16 protein-coding genes are annotated in these 14,241 nt (G+C 51.7%); 5 read left to right on the top strand and 11 right to left on the bottom strand.

Annotated elements, in window-relative coordinates:
- Nucleotides 1–10 precede the first annotated feature (10 nt).
- Nucleotides 11–1,009 carry an endonuclease gene (locus HMPREF3119_RS04405; protein WP_036417608.1) on the bottom strand — a complete coding sequence of 333 codons (999 nt, stop codon included), beginning with the start codon at nucleotides 1,007–1,009 and terminating at the stop codon, nucleotides 11–13.
- A gap of 179 nt (nucleotides 1,010–1,188) precedes the next feature.
- On the opposite strand from HMPREF3119_RS04405, the gene HMPREF3119_RS19350 reads away from it, so the two are divergent.
- Nucleotides 1,189–1,362: a hypothetical protein gene (locus HMPREF3119_RS19350; RefSeq protein WP_004237352.1), complete on the top strand. Its 174-nt coding sequence runs from the start codon at nucleotides 1,189–1,191 to the stop codon at nucleotides 1,360–1,362.
- On the opposite strand, the gene HMPREF3119_RS04400 is transcribed toward HMPREF3119_RS19350, so the two are convergent.
- Both HMPREF3119_RS04400 and HMPREF3119_RS04395 read right to left on the bottom strand, forming a co-directional pair.
- Nucleotides 1,359–1,832, bottom strand: coding sequence for a threonine/serine exporter (locus HMPREF3119_RS04400; protein WP_024472934.1), 474 nt, complete (start codon nucleotides 1,830–1,832; stop codon nucleotides 1,359–1,361). The two genes, HMPREF3119_RS19350 and HMPREF3119_RS04400, sit on opposite strands and share 4 nt — an antisense overlap.
- A complete protein-coding gene (locus tag HMPREF3119_RS04395) occupies nucleotides 1,832–2,620 on the bottom strand; it encodes a threonine/serine exporter family protein (RefSeq protein WP_004239502.1) in 789 nt (262 codons plus the stop codon). Before HMPREF3119_RS04395 ends, HMPREF3119_RS04400 begins: the two co-directional genes overlap by 1 nt.
- 205 nt (nucleotides 2,621–2,825) lie before the next feature.
- Between HMPREF3119_RS04395 and HMPREF3119_RS04390 the strand changes: the two genes are divergently transcribed.
- Nucleotides 2,826–3,464, top strand: coding sequence for a TetR/AcrR family transcriptional regulator (locus HMPREF3119_RS04390; protein ID WP_032098295.1), 639 nt, complete (start codon nucleotides 2,826–2,828; stop codon nucleotides 3,462–3,464).
- Between the two features lie 26 nt (nucleotides 3,465–3,490).
- Here HMPREF3119_RS04390 and HMPREF3119_RS04385 read toward each other — a convergent pair whose 3' ends face one another.
- Nucleotides 3,491–3,901, bottom strand: a complete 411-nt coding sequence (locus tag HMPREF3119_RS04385; RefSeq protein WP_032098235.1) for a hypothetical protein — start codon at nucleotides 3,899–3,901, stop codon at nucleotides 3,491–3,493.
- Nucleotides 3,902–4,158: 257 nt separating this feature from the next.
- Between HMPREF3119_RS04385 and HMPREF3119_RS04380 the strand changes: the two genes are divergently transcribed.
- Nucleotides 4,159–4,452, top strand: coding sequence for a DUF5339 domain-containing protein (locus HMPREF3119_RS04380; RefSeq protein WP_004237358.1), 294 nt, complete (start codon nucleotides 4,159–4,161; stop codon nucleotides 4,450–4,452).
- A gap of 64 nt (nucleotides 4,453–4,516) precedes the next feature.
- Here the strand turns inward: HMPREF3119_RS04380 and HMPREF3119_RS04375 are convergent, their stop codons facing one another.
- From HMPREF3119_RS04375 to HMPREF3119_RS04365, 3 genes are all read right to left on the bottom strand, one after another.
- Complete coding sequence (locus tag HMPREF3119_RS04375; RefSeq protein WP_004237359.1) at nucleotides 4,517–4,954, bottom strand: universal stress protein; 438 nt, start codon at nucleotides 4,952–4,954, stop codon at nucleotides 4,517–4,519.
- Nucleotides 4,955–5,236: 282 nt separating this feature from the next.
- The gene (locus tag HMPREF3119_RS04370; RefSeq protein WP_004239509.1) at nucleotides 5,237–5,665 is read right to left on the bottom strand and encodes a universal stress protein; all 429 of its coding nucleotides are present in this window, start codon (nucleotides 5,663–5,665) and stop codon (nucleotides 5,237–5,239) included.
- A 78-nt stretch (nucleotides 5,666–5,743) separates the two neighbouring features.
- On the bottom strand, nucleotides 5,744–6,607 hold the full coding sequence (locus HMPREF3119_RS04365; RefSeq protein ID WP_070578643.1) for an NAD(P)H-hydrate dehydratase: 864 nt from the start codon (nucleotides 6,605–6,607) through the stop codon (nucleotides 5,744–5,746).
- 154 nt (nucleotides 6,608–6,761) lie between these two features.
- On the opposite strand from HMPREF3119_RS04365, the gene HMPREF3119_RS04360 reads away from it, so the two are divergent.
- Nucleotides 6,762–6,983 (top strand): DUF2594 family protein, encoded by a 222-nt coding sequence (locus tag HMPREF3119_RS04360; RefSeq protein WP_004237362.1) that lies wholly within the window; start codon nucleotides 6,762–6,764, stop codon nucleotides 6,981–6,983.
- 170 nt (nucleotides 6,984–7,153) lie between these two features.
- Here HMPREF3119_RS04360 and HMPREF3119_RS04355 read toward each other — a convergent pair whose 3' ends face one another.
- Both HMPREF3119_RS04355 and HMPREF3119_RS04350 read right to left on the bottom strand, forming a co-directional pair.
- A complete protein-coding gene (locus tag HMPREF3119_RS04355) occupies nucleotides 7,154–8,605 on the bottom strand; it encodes a DUF3999 domain-containing protein (RefSeq protein ID WP_070578640.1) in 1,452 nt (483 codons plus the stop codon).
- Entirely contained in the window at nucleotides 8,605–11,289 is a 2,685-nt protein-coding gene (locus HMPREF3119_RS04350; protein ID WP_070578637.1) for a DUF2339 domain-containing protein, read from the bottom strand. Before HMPREF3119_RS04350 ends, HMPREF3119_RS04355 begins: the two co-directional genes overlap by 1 nt.
- Before the next feature lie 734 nt (nucleotides 11,290–12,023).
- Between HMPREF3119_RS04350 and hemB the strand changes: the two genes are divergently transcribed.
- Entirely contained in the window at nucleotides 12,024–12,998 is a 975-nt protein-coding gene (hemB, locus tag HMPREF3119_RS04340) for a porphobilinogen synthase (RefSeq protein WP_032098231.1), read from the top strand.
- 200 nt (nucleotides 12,999–13,198) lie between these two features.
- On the opposite strand, the gene HMPREF3119_RS04335 is transcribed toward hemB, so the two are convergent.
- A complete protein-coding gene (locus tag HMPREF3119_RS04335; RefSeq protein ID WP_004237368.1) occupies nucleotides 13,199–13,549 on the bottom strand; it encodes a DUF488 domain-containing protein in 351 nt (116 codons plus the stop codon).
- Complete coding sequence (locus HMPREF3119_RS04330; RefSeq protein ID WP_032098230.1) at nucleotides 13,546–14,061, bottom strand: methylated-DNA--[protein]-cysteine S-methyltransferase; 516 nt, start codon at nucleotides 14,059–14,061, stop codon at nucleotides 13,546–13,548. Before HMPREF3119_RS04330 ends, HMPREF3119_RS04335 begins: the two co-directional genes overlap by 4 nt.
- Nucleotides 14,062–14,241 lie beyond the last annotated feature (180 nt).

Raw genomic sequence — 14,241 nt, 5'->3', positions numbered from 1 at the left:
CCGCCGCACATCAGCGTGCTTTGCAGTTCTTCGCCATACTATAGCCTGCGGCCTGTGCAGAAGCGGCATCAGGGAACATTTCAACATTTTTACTGCTGATCCGGTTATAGCCCGGGCAATCCGGAAAGTGGTAAATCTTACTGTTACGGTTACCGCGGATACGCTGATTTTCAGACTTTTTTTCTGCCTGCGGCGGTACGTTTACCGGTGTCACCGGCACGGACGGCAGGCGGGTAAAAATACCGTCAGCACTGTTGATATGCCCCGGCTCCCAGCGGCGTTCGCCGGTCACAAACGGGTTTGACTGCCCGGTAACCGCACGGATACGGCGATCCCGTTCCCGCTCGGCGGCAGACGGCGGAAATTCGCTGTCCCACACCATCAGTAATTTCTGCTGCTGTTCTGACATTGCCAGATCGTAGCGGTCATGCATATAGAACCAGACCCGCGCCACCTCGCCTTTGACTTCATCGCGCGGCTCGAAAACCCGCTGCTTAAAATCCACCCGGCTGGTGCACTGCCCGTAGCTCTGTGAACCGGCGCCGCGTGCGATCCCGTAACGAAAATTACTGCGATCCCCGTTGACTTCGCCGACAGACGGCGCCAGGTTGTGGAGATCTGCTTCCATTGCACGGAAGACCGGGTCCTCACTGACACAGTTTTTGCGCCCGCCGTTCTGCCAGCACTGACGCTGATGCCCGAACACCCAGGCAGGAACAATATGCTCCCACTCAATCCGCTCTGCGCGGGTCAGCTGTGACCGTACACGGTAACCGCAGCTGTTCAGATCCACCCGGCCGCCGGATTTTCCGGTCCACTCCCACTGACAGCCGCAATACAGTGTTCCTTCCCCCTGCGGGTTACGGTTCTGGTCGTAATAAATTTTTTCACGGGCCACTATTTTGGCCTCGTCAAACCGTTCCGGCGCAGCTGCAAATACCGCAGACGTAATAACACACAACAAGAATAATGAAACACGAAATGATTGAAAAATACGCATATAAATCATAAACCAACAGAATACCAGGGGTGGCAATTATGCCACGCCGTGCGGGAATTATCGCCACAGATTTTTTATTAATCTGTCAATCCGCCGGATAAGACAATTTCAGGGTGTTTTTTTACAGAATGGTTTTAATTCAAAACGTTATACTACGCAGCCATCAATACGAATTCCGGAGAATAACGATGCATCCGCTGGTCGATGAGATGATAGAAGAAATAGTCGGCACCGCCTGTGCCTACGATGATAATGAGGTTGATGTCCGTGTGCAGGAAAGCCGCAACCGGGTGCAGATTCAGATTAGTGTGACCGATAAACCGGTTATGGACATTATCCTGAATCTGACCCGTATCAGTTAAACGCGCGGACGCTTGCGGTACAACCACAAACCGGGAACAGACAGCCCGATAGACAACGCGCCGACCACAAAGCCCGCCCGCAGGAAATTGCTCACCAGCATCTCCAGCAGTTCCGGGGTAAAACCGGACTGTGACAGTTTGATCACCGCCAGCATTGCCATATAGGCATTAATACCCGGAAACATCGGGATTATGGCCGCTACGGTAAAGACTTTCGGGTGTGCCAGCCACCAGCGGGACCACTGAATACCGATGATCCCCACCAGCACCGATGCCCAGAATGTGGCGGCAACGATGTCAAAACCGGCGGCAATCAGCATAAACCGGCTGCCGTGACCTATCGCCCCCAGCAGTGCGCAGTATTTCAGTGCCCGTTTCGGCACGTTGAATACCATGGCAAACCCTGCCGCCGGAATAGCTGCCAGCAGCATATCCTGCGCCAGTGCAGCCAGAAAAGAGAGTACCGTCATCATATCCAGTCCCTCAGGCTGCCGAGTGTGATCGCGGTAAAAATACCGATACAGGTTGCCAGGGTGAGCAGGCTTGCCATCGCCCAGCGGGCAAGGCCGGTGTTAACATGCCCTTTGAACATGTCCGCAACCGCGTTGATCAGCGGAAAACCCGGCACCAGCAGCAGCACACTCGCCGCCATAGCAATGCCGGACGTTGCCGAAAACAGCGGAATTTTCAGCATCATTCCGGCCACCATCGTGGCAACAAACGCCGTAAAACAGAAGTTAATCAGCGGGTTCATATGCCGTGCGGTCAAAACCTGACGGACATACATCGCACAACCGCTGGCGGCAAAGGTAATCACCGCCCCGTCCCAGCCGCCGTTATTCAGCTTACAGAAACAGGCACAGGACAGCGCCACCATCAGCACCATCACCCAGCGCGGATAGCGCAGTGGTTTCATATGAGCGAATTTTTTCTGCACCCCTTTGCAGTCAAGATGACCGTGCTCCGCGAGGATCACCACATGCTGCACTTCTGTGACGATATGCATATTAATACCGCGATCGACCACCTTGCGGGTGGATGTCAGGCAATGCCCGTCAATGATCGTGGTCAGCACAATGGCATTCGCCGAGATGGCGCAATCCACCTGGTCAGCTCCCAGAGCCTTCCCTGTCCGTCCCGCCAGCTCCTCCACCAGCATACTTTCCGCACCGTGCTGTAACAGCAGCAGCCCGCACTCGATACACAGGCGGGTGATAGTCCGCTGCATATCCTGTGTAATCTCTTTCCCCTGTCCCATAACTTTACCGTTAACCGTTGATGGTCCGACTTTCCCGCTATTCTAATTCTTTGTATTAACAACTCACTGGGTTTGATCAATAGTTTGATAATAAATAGTCTTACTATGCCGTAATTGCAGTATGGCAGGGAAACAGGCTATTGAGCAATCCTGCGCGGCGTGGTTAAATCAGGACATATCACTGTCACAGGAGCCTGTATCTGTTATGTCATCCACCCCGTCACCATTAACCCCGAAAGGGCAGCGCCGCCGTCATGCCATTCTCACCGCCGCTGCGGATGTTTTTATCCTCCATGGTTACGAAGGCACGACTCTGGATATGATAATTGAACAATCCGGCGGGTCACGTTCCACTCTGTATACCTCTTTTGGCGGGAAAGAAGCATTGTTTCTGGCCGTTATAGACCATCTTATCAGCGGAATTTTTGAGGATAATGAAGAGGAAAAACCGGAAACAGCACCCGATGCAGAGACACTGTTATACACCAGCGGCAGACGCTACCTGTACAGTATTGTTCACCCGCAGTCACTCGGCTTATATCAGCTGATTCTGGCGGAATCACAACGCTTCCCGCAAATCAGTGAACAATTTTACCGCGCCGGTCCGCTGCGTGCCGCACAACAACTGGCGGCCGGGCTGAAAGCACTGCCCGGCATCACCGCGACTGAGGAAACATTGCTGGCCGTTGCCGCCCGTTTTCTGGAAATGCTGAAAGCCGACCTGTATCTGCCGGTTTTCAGTCATCGTCATAACAAGCCAACGGCGGAATTTATTGAAAAACAGCTGCCGTTATCTGTGGAGATAACGGCCTGTTACCTCCGCCACACATTAACCCCCCAATGAGCAGCGGTTATCATTAGCATCTCCCTTCAGGCGGTCACTTCTGCCGCCTTTGCCCGCGCCGCTGCCATGTCATCAGCAACAAACACCGGCACACCGTAGACTGCACCGGCCATCGGCGCGAATTTCTCCAGCTCCGCTTTATCCCCGGTTTCCTGATTGACCGTCAGGATCATCACATTGCAATATGCCGCCATTTTCTCTTTTCCGGTTTTCAGCCAGCGGCGGACATACTTACGCGCATCCATATCTTCCTGTGTATCCGGCTTTTCCGGCCCGTCTTTCGGCGGGTAAATTAATGCGAACGGTGTCTGCTTGTCCAGCAGCGCATCCAGCTCTTTCACCCACTGTTCTGTTTGTGCCATATTTTCCGGGAATGACTGCATTATCACCACCGGGAAGGCGCCTGTATCCATATGAACAAAATTAACTGCTGACATAATAACTCCGTAATCCTTTTTGTATTTATCAGTACATTATTATTCCGGCAGAAACCTGTCAACAAATAAGAATGCGTTTCAATTGCATCAGCACAAATTGCGCATTATCTGCCCGCAGGTGCCGGGCTGTGTTATTCTTATGCATAAAGTAAGTAATTATTCTGAGATTCATCTTATTCTTATATATATTCCATGATATTTCGGGGCATATTGATTAATTATTCATATCCGTTCCTGCCTACAACATAAGGTCTATAATGAAAAAGCTGACACTAATTACCCTGGGATGCCTGTTCTCTGTTACTGCTTTTGCTGCCAATGCCAGCAAAGTCTGTGATGAATATTTCACTGAAATCGACGAAATGGTCAAACTGGCAGAGCAGGAAGCCAAAGGTGATGCTGATGCGACTGCACAGATCACTGCCATGAAACAGCAGCTGGAAACCGCAAAAACACAGATTAAATCTGTACCGGAAGAGACTCAGGACATGGCGTGTCAGCAGGGCCTTGATGCACTGAAGGAATTCAAAGCATCGATGGCAAAACAGTAATTCTGTTTTCACGAAAAAGGTCCGCGTTTGCGGACCTTTTGGTTTTTATCGTTATACTTAATATTCAGCGGACAACCAGTACGGAAACCTGCGCATGTGCCACAATCCCGGAGGCGGTTGACCCCAGCAGATGGGTTGAAATACTCGGGTGACGCGAACCGACAACAATCAAATCAGCATGGATCTCTTTTGCTTTTGCCAGCACTTTATCTCTCGGCGTGCCGTAATCCACAAAATAACTGACCTGCTCTGCCGGTAAATCCACTTTTTCGGCAATCGCTTTTAACTCATCTTTTGAACGGGCAACGGCTTTTTCCGCAAATGAGTTCAGCAATTCATAGTGGTAATTATAGCTTATTGAGAATTTCGAAATATCCGGTACAGAGTGAAACAACATCAGTTTCGCCTGTGACATCTTTGCCAGATAAATCGCGTGTTTCAGGGCATTACTCGTCAGTACATCTTCTGTCACATCAATAGGAACTAATATCGTTTTATACATACCATCCCTCATTGTCAGTTCAATGTGTATTTGAATTAAGTATAGGCAATAAACAGGAAACTGCCGTGCCGGGCATCATAAAATTTCACTGCCTTTTTATGATTTTGTGTTTTCTATCCGGAAAAAAATCCGGCTATACCACGTATTATTCCTCTGTATTTTCGTATGAGACAGGCAGATAACCAGCAAGAAGAGAATGATTCTTTTATGAGTAGCGGGGATGACGGCAGGAAGAACAAAAAATACCGGTGGCATCATCGATACCACCGGATACAGATTACATCAGCGGACAACCATTACTGAAACCGGTGCGTAACGGACAACACCGCCGGCAGTCGAGCCCAGCAGATGAGTGGAGATATTCGGACGGCGGGAGCCGATAACAATAATATCGGCTTTTACCTCTTCCGCTGCCTGGATAATTTCATCACGCGGCGAACCGAACGTAATAGTGTAAGCAAGACGCTCCGGCGGCAGATCAATAGAATCCATCAGCATATGAAGATCTTCTTCCGCTTTAATGGTCGCTTTATCTTTTATCTCCATATAACCCAGCGCATACGCATTAATAATCGCGGATGAGATCGGCAGGACATGGACAATATGCAGCTTAGCCCCTGTTTCTTTCGCCAGATAGAGTGCATGGCGGACAGCCTTACTGGTTAGTTCTTCTTCTGAAATATCGATAGGAACCAAAATTGTATTATACATACTGCCTCCTTGAATAAATCATGCGATATATTGTCACTATATTAAACAGAGCGAAAAATATCTGTGAGATTGATACCGTTAACTCTTATTACCCGGCATTTCTGTTATCAGGCGGTTACGGATTAACCGCACATAATCAATAATTTCATGAGCAGTTAATCCGGCAGGGCCGATACCGGCGGCCACACATTCATCTGCCGCCGCGCCGTGCAGCCAGACCCCGCCACAAACCGCTTCCTGCACCGGCAGCCGTTGTGCCAGCAGACTACCGATAATACCGGATAGCACATCCCCGCTGCCGGCAGTCGCCAGCCCGCGGTTACCACTGTGATTACACCATAGCTCACCGTCCGGTGAGGCAATCAGGCTGCGGTGCCCTTTCAGCACCGCCCAGCAGTGATACTGAGCTGCCAGCGCCAGCACTGCCGCCGGGCGATCCGCCTGAATATCAGCCACGGTGGTATGCAGCAGACGGGCGGCTTCCTGCGGATGCGGGGTTATCACACAGTTATCATCCAGCGCGATGCCCGGCGTGGCGGCCAGAATATTCAGTGCATCCGCATCCAGCACCTGTGGTTTACCGATCTGCATAAACGCCGCTTCCGCCAGCGCCCGGCTCTCTGTACTCTGCCCCAGTCCCGGACCGGTAACCTGTGCGGTCAGCGCCGGATCATCCGCAAGGGCGCGGGCAGTACGCAGCATCAGCTCCGGTGCATTCTCAACAAACGGCACCGGCAACTGCGGCTGATTAAATCCCAGGATCACTTTGCCGCACCCGGTTTTCAGTGCGGCGCATCCGGCCAGAATAATCGCACCGGTCATTCCGGCAGCCCCGCCGGTGATCCCGAGGGTACCGAATGTACCTTTATGGCTGTCCTGCGGATCCGGCCTTTTTAATACCGGGTAATCGCGGGTTATGGCATTGATATCAATAATATTCATCTGATTATTTTGCCTTTTTCAGCGGATAATGAACGCACCCTGTTTATCAGCATAACGGGAAAATAAAAAAGAAGGTAGAGCAGTGACGGGCAGATCTGGTATTCTTTGCGGCTGATATATCCGGGACTGATAAATATAACGGTTGAGGTTAACCATGAATAACGCATTTAAAACTGAAAACGATACTGAAACACTGGCTGCGGAAGTGACCTGCTTAAAAGCACTGGTGACATATTTACTGAAGGCGGTGGGTCAGGCGGATGCCGGCCGTATTATCGTCAATATGGAACGCCAGATCAGCGAAATTGATGATGAGCATCTGTCAGGTACCTTTAAAAATACCATTGCCCAGATTAAAACTGAGTACCGGAAATAATTTCCGGCCTGGCAATTAATGCTGTCCGGGGATAATGCAACGAATCGCTAAAGAGAGAGGCCGCTGTTTGTGTCAGGATGATGTTCCTGTACTAAATACCCTTTCTTTTTTATTTTCGTTTCTGTCCGCACGCTGTTATACAACGTGCGGACTTTTTTTATGCTGTACGGTTATTTCTGTTCCGTTTTCATTTCTTTCAGCAGGCGGACAGCAAATAATCCGAGTATTACCACACCAGCCACCAGCACACCCCATAACAGCCAGGTTTTCCAGGCAAACGGCGGCGGGGCTTCCGGTTCAGGCAGTAACTTCGCTTCCCCGCCCAGTGTGACCACTTTTTCTGACACATCCGCCCGCGGAATCGCATCCTGATTATTCAGATTATTGCCCGGCAGAAGCTGGGACAGCGGTAAAAATGCCGCACTGGCATCATGCGCTCCCCACACCAGCAGATACGGCGCAGAGCCCTGGGCGTTGAAGGTCAGATATTGTGCATATTTAACCCCGGTAACCTTCGGTGGTGTCTCACGCCAGCTGCTGTTAATTGCCGTCAGTCTGACCTGGCGGACCGGCAGATCATTCAGCCGGATGTTACTGTTGCGGTTTTCCGCATCATCCGACACCAGTGAATAAAGCACTTTATTATCCAGCGGCAGCCAGTTCCCTTCTGTACCACTCCGGTATTCTATCCGTACCGGCAGCACCGTATTTTCCCGGTCAATATGAAAATCCAGACGGCTGAGACTCTGGGTATTCGGCAGGCTGTAAATCATACTGCCGTCAGTGTCCTCCGCAGGCACAAAATCAAAACGGTTCACCTCACGGCGCTCCACAGTCCGGGAACTCATCCCTTCTGCGGTGGTGATTTGCGGTGGTGCCTGATTGTTATCTCCGGTAACGGAAAGCAGCCAGTATTTCGCCCTGCTTTCATCACCGCTGATATAGCCCGGAATTTTTATCTGCTGTGCCAGCAGCGTATCCTCACCGGATTTCAGATCCATCAGCGGCACATCAAGGATCACCGGCGACCAGTTCTGTTTGTCATCACTGCTGAACAGTGAGGCTTTGGCCTGCATATTACCGGTCTGCTGCGGCCAGTTCAGAGTGACTTCCCGCAGCGGCAGCGGGAGCTGCTGTTTGTTATCCGGCACCAGCAGGTAAGTCGCGGTGGACGGACGCGCCAGGCTGTCCGCACTATCATTGTAAATCGTCAGTTCTGTACCGTTATCCGCTTTCAGGCGGATTTTGCGGTTGCCATCCTGCTCTTCCGTCCGGCTTTGTGACAGCGGATAGATAACGAAGCGAACACGCGCGCTTTCATCTTGTACCTGCTTCGCCGCCGTCAGTGACATCGGCACCGGCGTACCGGAGCTGTCAAAGATACGGATATCCCGCAGATCCGGCCAGGCACTGTTGAGCCAGACATTATCCGGGACTGTCAGCCGGTAAAATGGGGCATTCTCCGCCCGGAGCTGTAATTCCGCCCCCTGATTAAAATCATTCAGTGTCTTCGCCGGGGTATCCGCCCGCGAAAGGGTCGTCACCGATGTCAGCACCGCCGCCAGGAGCACAGCCCCGGTATGCCATTTGCGGCGCAGTGCCGCCTTTTTACCTGTGATCATCAGTTATCTTCCTTATTATTCTGTATGTCAGTGCCTGTTTTCGGCGGTAACGGCGAGAAATATCCCACAACCAGTATCAGCAGTGCCACCCCGATAAATGCACCGGCTCTGGCAAGCCCGCTGCTCTGGTTCATATCAACCACAAAGAGTTTAATAATCACCACGGCAAAGACGGCCGCCCCGGCCAGCCACAGATGGCGTTTATGCCGGCGGGTTGCGGAGGTCATCAGGATCACGGCAGTCAGTGCCCAGACAATCGCCAGCGTGGTCTGAATAAGACGGGACTGCAGCAGCCCGGTGGTTGTCCATGTGGTGACGTCCACAAAGGCCAGGGCGCGGATCAGAATACCGTTCGCCCACCAGATACCAAGCACAGCGATGGCAATACCCAGGCCGCGCACCACATCTGCCCGGAAATGCACTGCCGGTGTGGTCCGTATCAGCGCATCACGCAGACACCACAGTGCAGCAAGCCCGAACAGCCCGGCTTCATCCAGCGGGTTCAGCAGCGGCACATACTGCCAGAGCGACAGCTGACCATCCTGCATATTTCCGGTAAACAGCGCCAGCCCCAGTAACACAGCCAGTGGATAGGCACTCTGCCAGTACAGCGCGGCATGATTGTCCATCGGCGGCCGGTGCAGGCGCTGCATGGCGTAAAGCACGAAAATCACGCCGCACGCCGACAGCATGGCAATAAAGTAACCCCACTCTTCCATACCCCACGGCAGCTGCATTTCTGCCCACATCACTTCGGCGGCGACCAGGCCGATGACGGTCCAGAGTGACGCGCCATGCATCAGATTGCTGACAATACGCGGTGCCTGTTCCGGCAGCAGCCGGATAAAGGTGATCATACTGCCGATAACCAGCAGCCAGATAAAGCCGCCGTACAGCGAACCGGCCGCATGTGTTCCGGTAAGAATATAGTCACACAGTATCAGCAGGCTCACTATCCACAGCGCACTGATGCAGTAATACAGCTGAGTCCACTGCACTTTGCGCGCCAGGAAGAACCAGCTCCAGACCGAGATCACAAGCCCGGTCAGCACATACTCCTCACCGGACAGTAATTCACCGGCCGGTGATAACCACGGCAGCATCCACAGCCAGGAAAGCCAGGTGATCATGGCCGGGATAATCAGCAGTCCGGAAATCAGTTTGCTGCGGTTCATCAGGCGGAAATGGTGATGAAGTGCCCCGGCAACCAGCAATCCGCCCCACTGGAAGATATACATCCAGATGCTTTGTTCTGACCAGTAAATAAAGTCCATGCTGTAGAGCAGAGATGCAAACCCGAGCAGCACCAGCCCGGTAGCACTCCAGCCGACAATCCGCTGTTTTTGCAGACAGGCGAACCAGAGTATCGCCAGCCCTTCAATCGTCCAGGCCACGGATGTCCACTGCGGCGACAGTGCCAGCGGTACCGCCAGCGAGATAAAGCCGATACTGAGCAGCAGGAAACCGAGCGACAGGCGCTGCCCGTCAGCACGGAAGCGACGCAGACTGACCACCGTCAGCAGCAGATAAATCAGCCCGAAGGCCAGCGATGACATTGCGGTACCGAGATAGAACGGCTCCGTAATGGCATATTGCAGGGAAAACGCCAGCACCGGCGGCGCAAACAGCAGCACCGAGTCCACCATCAGCTGTTTTCGCCCGTCATCTGTCCGGACATGATGCCGTGCATATTGCTGCGTCAGCAGCCCGTAGACCACCAGATTCAGAATAATGAAGATCTGACAGTTCAGGTAATACTCCGGCTGATAGTTATCCACGCCCCAGATCACACCGACCACAAAGGTAAAGGCGAAACCGGCGATATTCAGCACCCGCCAGCCCTGCCAGTAGTTCATGATCAGAATGGAGACGGAAAGCATCAGATAATAGGAGAACAGCGCGATATAGTTACCGCTGCCGGTGGAGAGCAGCACCGGTGCCGCATAGCCGCCGATCACAGCCAGGACCGCCAGGCTGACCGCGTTCTGTATCACCGCAAAGAAAACAGATGCCAGGCAGATAACCACCATCAGCGGCAGTGCAAAGGCCAGCGGCAGGAACTCATAAAGCTTATAGGCAGCAAATATCGTGATATAAAACGCACCGAGGCTGCCGCCCTGAACAATCAGGCTGTACAGCCGGTTTTTATGGCGGACACACCAGCCGACAACAAAAAGTGTCACTGACAGGATTGCCGCGCCGATCAGACGGACTTCCGGTGTCAGGATATTATTTTCGATACTGAATTTCAGCAGATAGGAGAGGCCGATAAACAGCAGCAGAATACCGATTTTGGCCGGGAGGTTGCCGTTAAGCAGCCATTCGAGAATATTGGCCGCCGGGCTTTTGCGCTCCGCTGCTGCCGTATCCGCCGGGAACGGTATTGCCGCCGCGATAACAGGTTCCGGTTCAGAAACAGGATCAGATTCCGGTTCATACTGCATTTCCGGTGCCGGCTGTACCGGGATCGTTTCAGACAGCGCAGCGGCCTGAACGGTGATCTCCGCCACCGGCTGACCGCCGGTCAGGGCATTCAGCTCGCGGCGCAGTGACTCCGTTTCCTCAGTCAGAACACTGACCTGCAACTTCAGCAGCGTTGTGCGCCGCAGCGCCGCAACAGCAATAAACGGCGTCACAACAATGAGCGCCACTAACACAAAACCCCAGAAGAGTAATGAATCCATGTTTATCCTGTTTTTCAGTCTTTAACTTAGAGTGTAGACAATTTTTAATTTCCGTTATCTCACATACTGCCTGTTATGCTGCTAAAAATCAGGTGAATAAATCCGGGTATTTAACAAATACCATAAAATGCTGTTTTGTCCCGTTAATCCGTTGTTAAAACACCGGAAACATCTGCGGATACACTGGTTTCACACCTGTTTTGACTGAAAATCATTTTTCCGGTTTTTAAATATTGACTGTCATCACAAAAAGAGGCAATTTTGAGATACAGATCACAACAATATAAGGACACTCATTATGCGATTTTTAGCCCGCTTCTTAAAAGAGTTAGACAACGTCACCGCGTCCTTCTGTGTGGTCGCATTTTACCGTAACCGTCTCTGACGGACAGACTGAGCATTTTTGAGCTGTATCGGTTCAAATCAAATTTAGTTTAAATGTTAAATTTAATTTGTGAGAAAGATTGACACTCATCAACAAAGTGCTAAAGTTATGTCATCGAATTGTGAGAACGCAATAAACAAGAACGCAATTATGTTACCTGCAATAAAAAATATCAGACGTTTTATCTCAGAGCTCAATAAAATCGCCCGTATTATATTCTGAAGATAAACGCACATCGTTTTCAGGCTCCCTCTGCGGAGCCTTATTTTTTTCTGCCTGTACCCCATCCTCCTCTGAAAGGTTTATACTGACCGCATTATTTTTTATGAAATAAGGAGCAACTGTCGTTATGCAACATGACATCCAGCGTCTCAGAAGAATTCGTCAGACCCCGCAGATGCGTGATCTGTTCCGGGAAACCTCATTAAGCCTCAATGATCTCGCGTTACCGATTTTTGTCGAAGAAGGCGCTGATGACTATAAAGCCATCGACAGCATGCCCGGCGTTATGCGCATTCCGGAAAAGCGTCTGGCCTACGAAATCGAGCGGATTGCCAAAGCCGGTATCAAATCCGTCATGACATTCGGTGTTTCACATCATCTGGATGCAACCGGCAGTGATGCCTGGGCGGAAGATGGTCTGGTTGCGCGGATGTCCCGTATCTGCAAAGAGACCGTGCCTGAGATGGTGGTGATGTCCGATACCTGTTTCTGTGAATACACCAGCCACGGACACTGCGGTGTGGTGCATGACGGCGTGGTCGATAACGACGAAACCCTGCATAACCTCGGGTTACAGGCGGTGGTTGCCGCACAGGCGGGTGCTGATTTCATCGCGCCTTCCGCTGCCCAGGACGGCCAGGTACGGGCTATCCGTCTGGCACTGGATGCCGCCGGGTTCCATCAGACCGGGATTGTGTCCTACTCCACCAAATTCGCCTCTGCCCTTTACGGCCCGTTCCGTGATGCAGCCGGTTCCTGCCTGAAAGGCGACCGCAAAACCTATCAGATGGATCCGATGAACCGCCGCGAGGCTATCCGTGAATCCCTGATTGATGAGCAGGAAGGTGCGGATATGCTGATGGTGAAACCGGCCGGAGCTTATCTGGATATTCTGCGCGATGTGCGCGAGCGTTCAAATCTGCCGCTGGCGGCCTATCAGGTGAGCGGTGAATACGCGATGATCAAACTGGCTGCACAGGCCGGTGCTATTGATGAAACCCGCGTTGCACTGGAGACTCTCGGCTCCATCAAACGTGCCGGGGCAGATTTAATTTTCAGTTATTTCGCCCTGAGCCTGGCAGAGAATAAGATCCTGAGCTGATACGCTGAATTATCTTCTTTGCTGAAAAATCCCGGTTCGCCGGGATTTTTTGTGCTGTGACGCTTCCGGTACAGGCAGACAGAACGAAAAAACGCTGTAAATACATCCCTGTACGCTCGGATCGCGCCATCCGTGGCGCTTACGTTTTCCGTTCGCCTGTCTGCCTGTACCTGCGCGTCAGTCAGGCCGCCGATATGTCATCAGGATAATTTTTCTTCCAGAAATGCCTTCAGCACTTTAGCCTGGTTATGTTCTTTATCTTTTGCCGCAAACAACAGTGTCAGATTGCCCTGCACCGCTCTGGCCACCAGCGGTTGCCAGCTTTGCGGCCTGCTCTCCAGCTCTTCACGGTAACGCCGTTCAAACTCCGGAAACTGATCACTGTTAGCGTGGAACCACTTGCGTAATTCCGTATCCGGCGCAACATCCTTATTCCATTCATCGTAATTCAGATCGGTTTTTTTAATTCCGCGCGGCCACAACCGGTCAACCAGTACCCGGTAACCGTCACTTTCCGCGACCTCATCATAAACCCGTTTACAGAAAATCATGCTGATGCTCCTTTAACCTGTTTTTCATGAGCCAGTAACCAGGCTTTGCGGTCCGTTCCTCCTGCATAGCCGGTCAGTTCGCCGTTTTTGCCGGTAACGCGGTGACACGGTACCAGCACGGAAACCGGATTCATCCCGTTGGCCCGCCCGACAGCCCGGACAGCGCGCGGTGAGGATAATGACACCGCCAGCATACTGTAAGTAACGGTGCTGCCAAACGGCACAGACAATAATGCATCCCAGACTTTTTGCTGAAAAGGCGTTCCCGGCAGCACCAGCGGAACGGTAAATATCATCCGTTTACCAGCAAAATAGTCCTGCAGTTGTGACTCCAGCAACGCCAGGTGAGGATGATTTCCGTCTGTTACCGCCATTTTCAGCCGGGAAGAAACCAGCTGTAAGGTATCTTCACGGCGGTTGTCTTCCGTAAATTCCAGAAAACAAACACCCTGCTCTGTTGCCGCTGCCGACATTTCACCCAGTACCGTGCTGAATTGTGTACGAAATATCATCAGAATTCCTTTATTTTTCGTGTATCACTGTCAGGTGTACCGTTTTCTTTACAAGATCGTATATTTTATGAGTTAAAATTGATTTTATTGCGCTCAACTTCTTTTGAGTGAAAACTTGATTGAACTCACACTAATGAGTAAAGTACATCCCAACGATACAGCACATTAACTGTACCAGTT

Origin of the sequence: Morganella sp. HMSC11D09, assembly GCF_001807955.1 — a bacterium.
Lineage (GTDB): Bacteria > Pseudomonadota > Gammaproteobacteria > Enterobacterales > Enterobacteriaceae > Morganella > Morganella morganii.
This window is presented reverse-complemented; position numbering and strand designations above follow the sequence as displayed.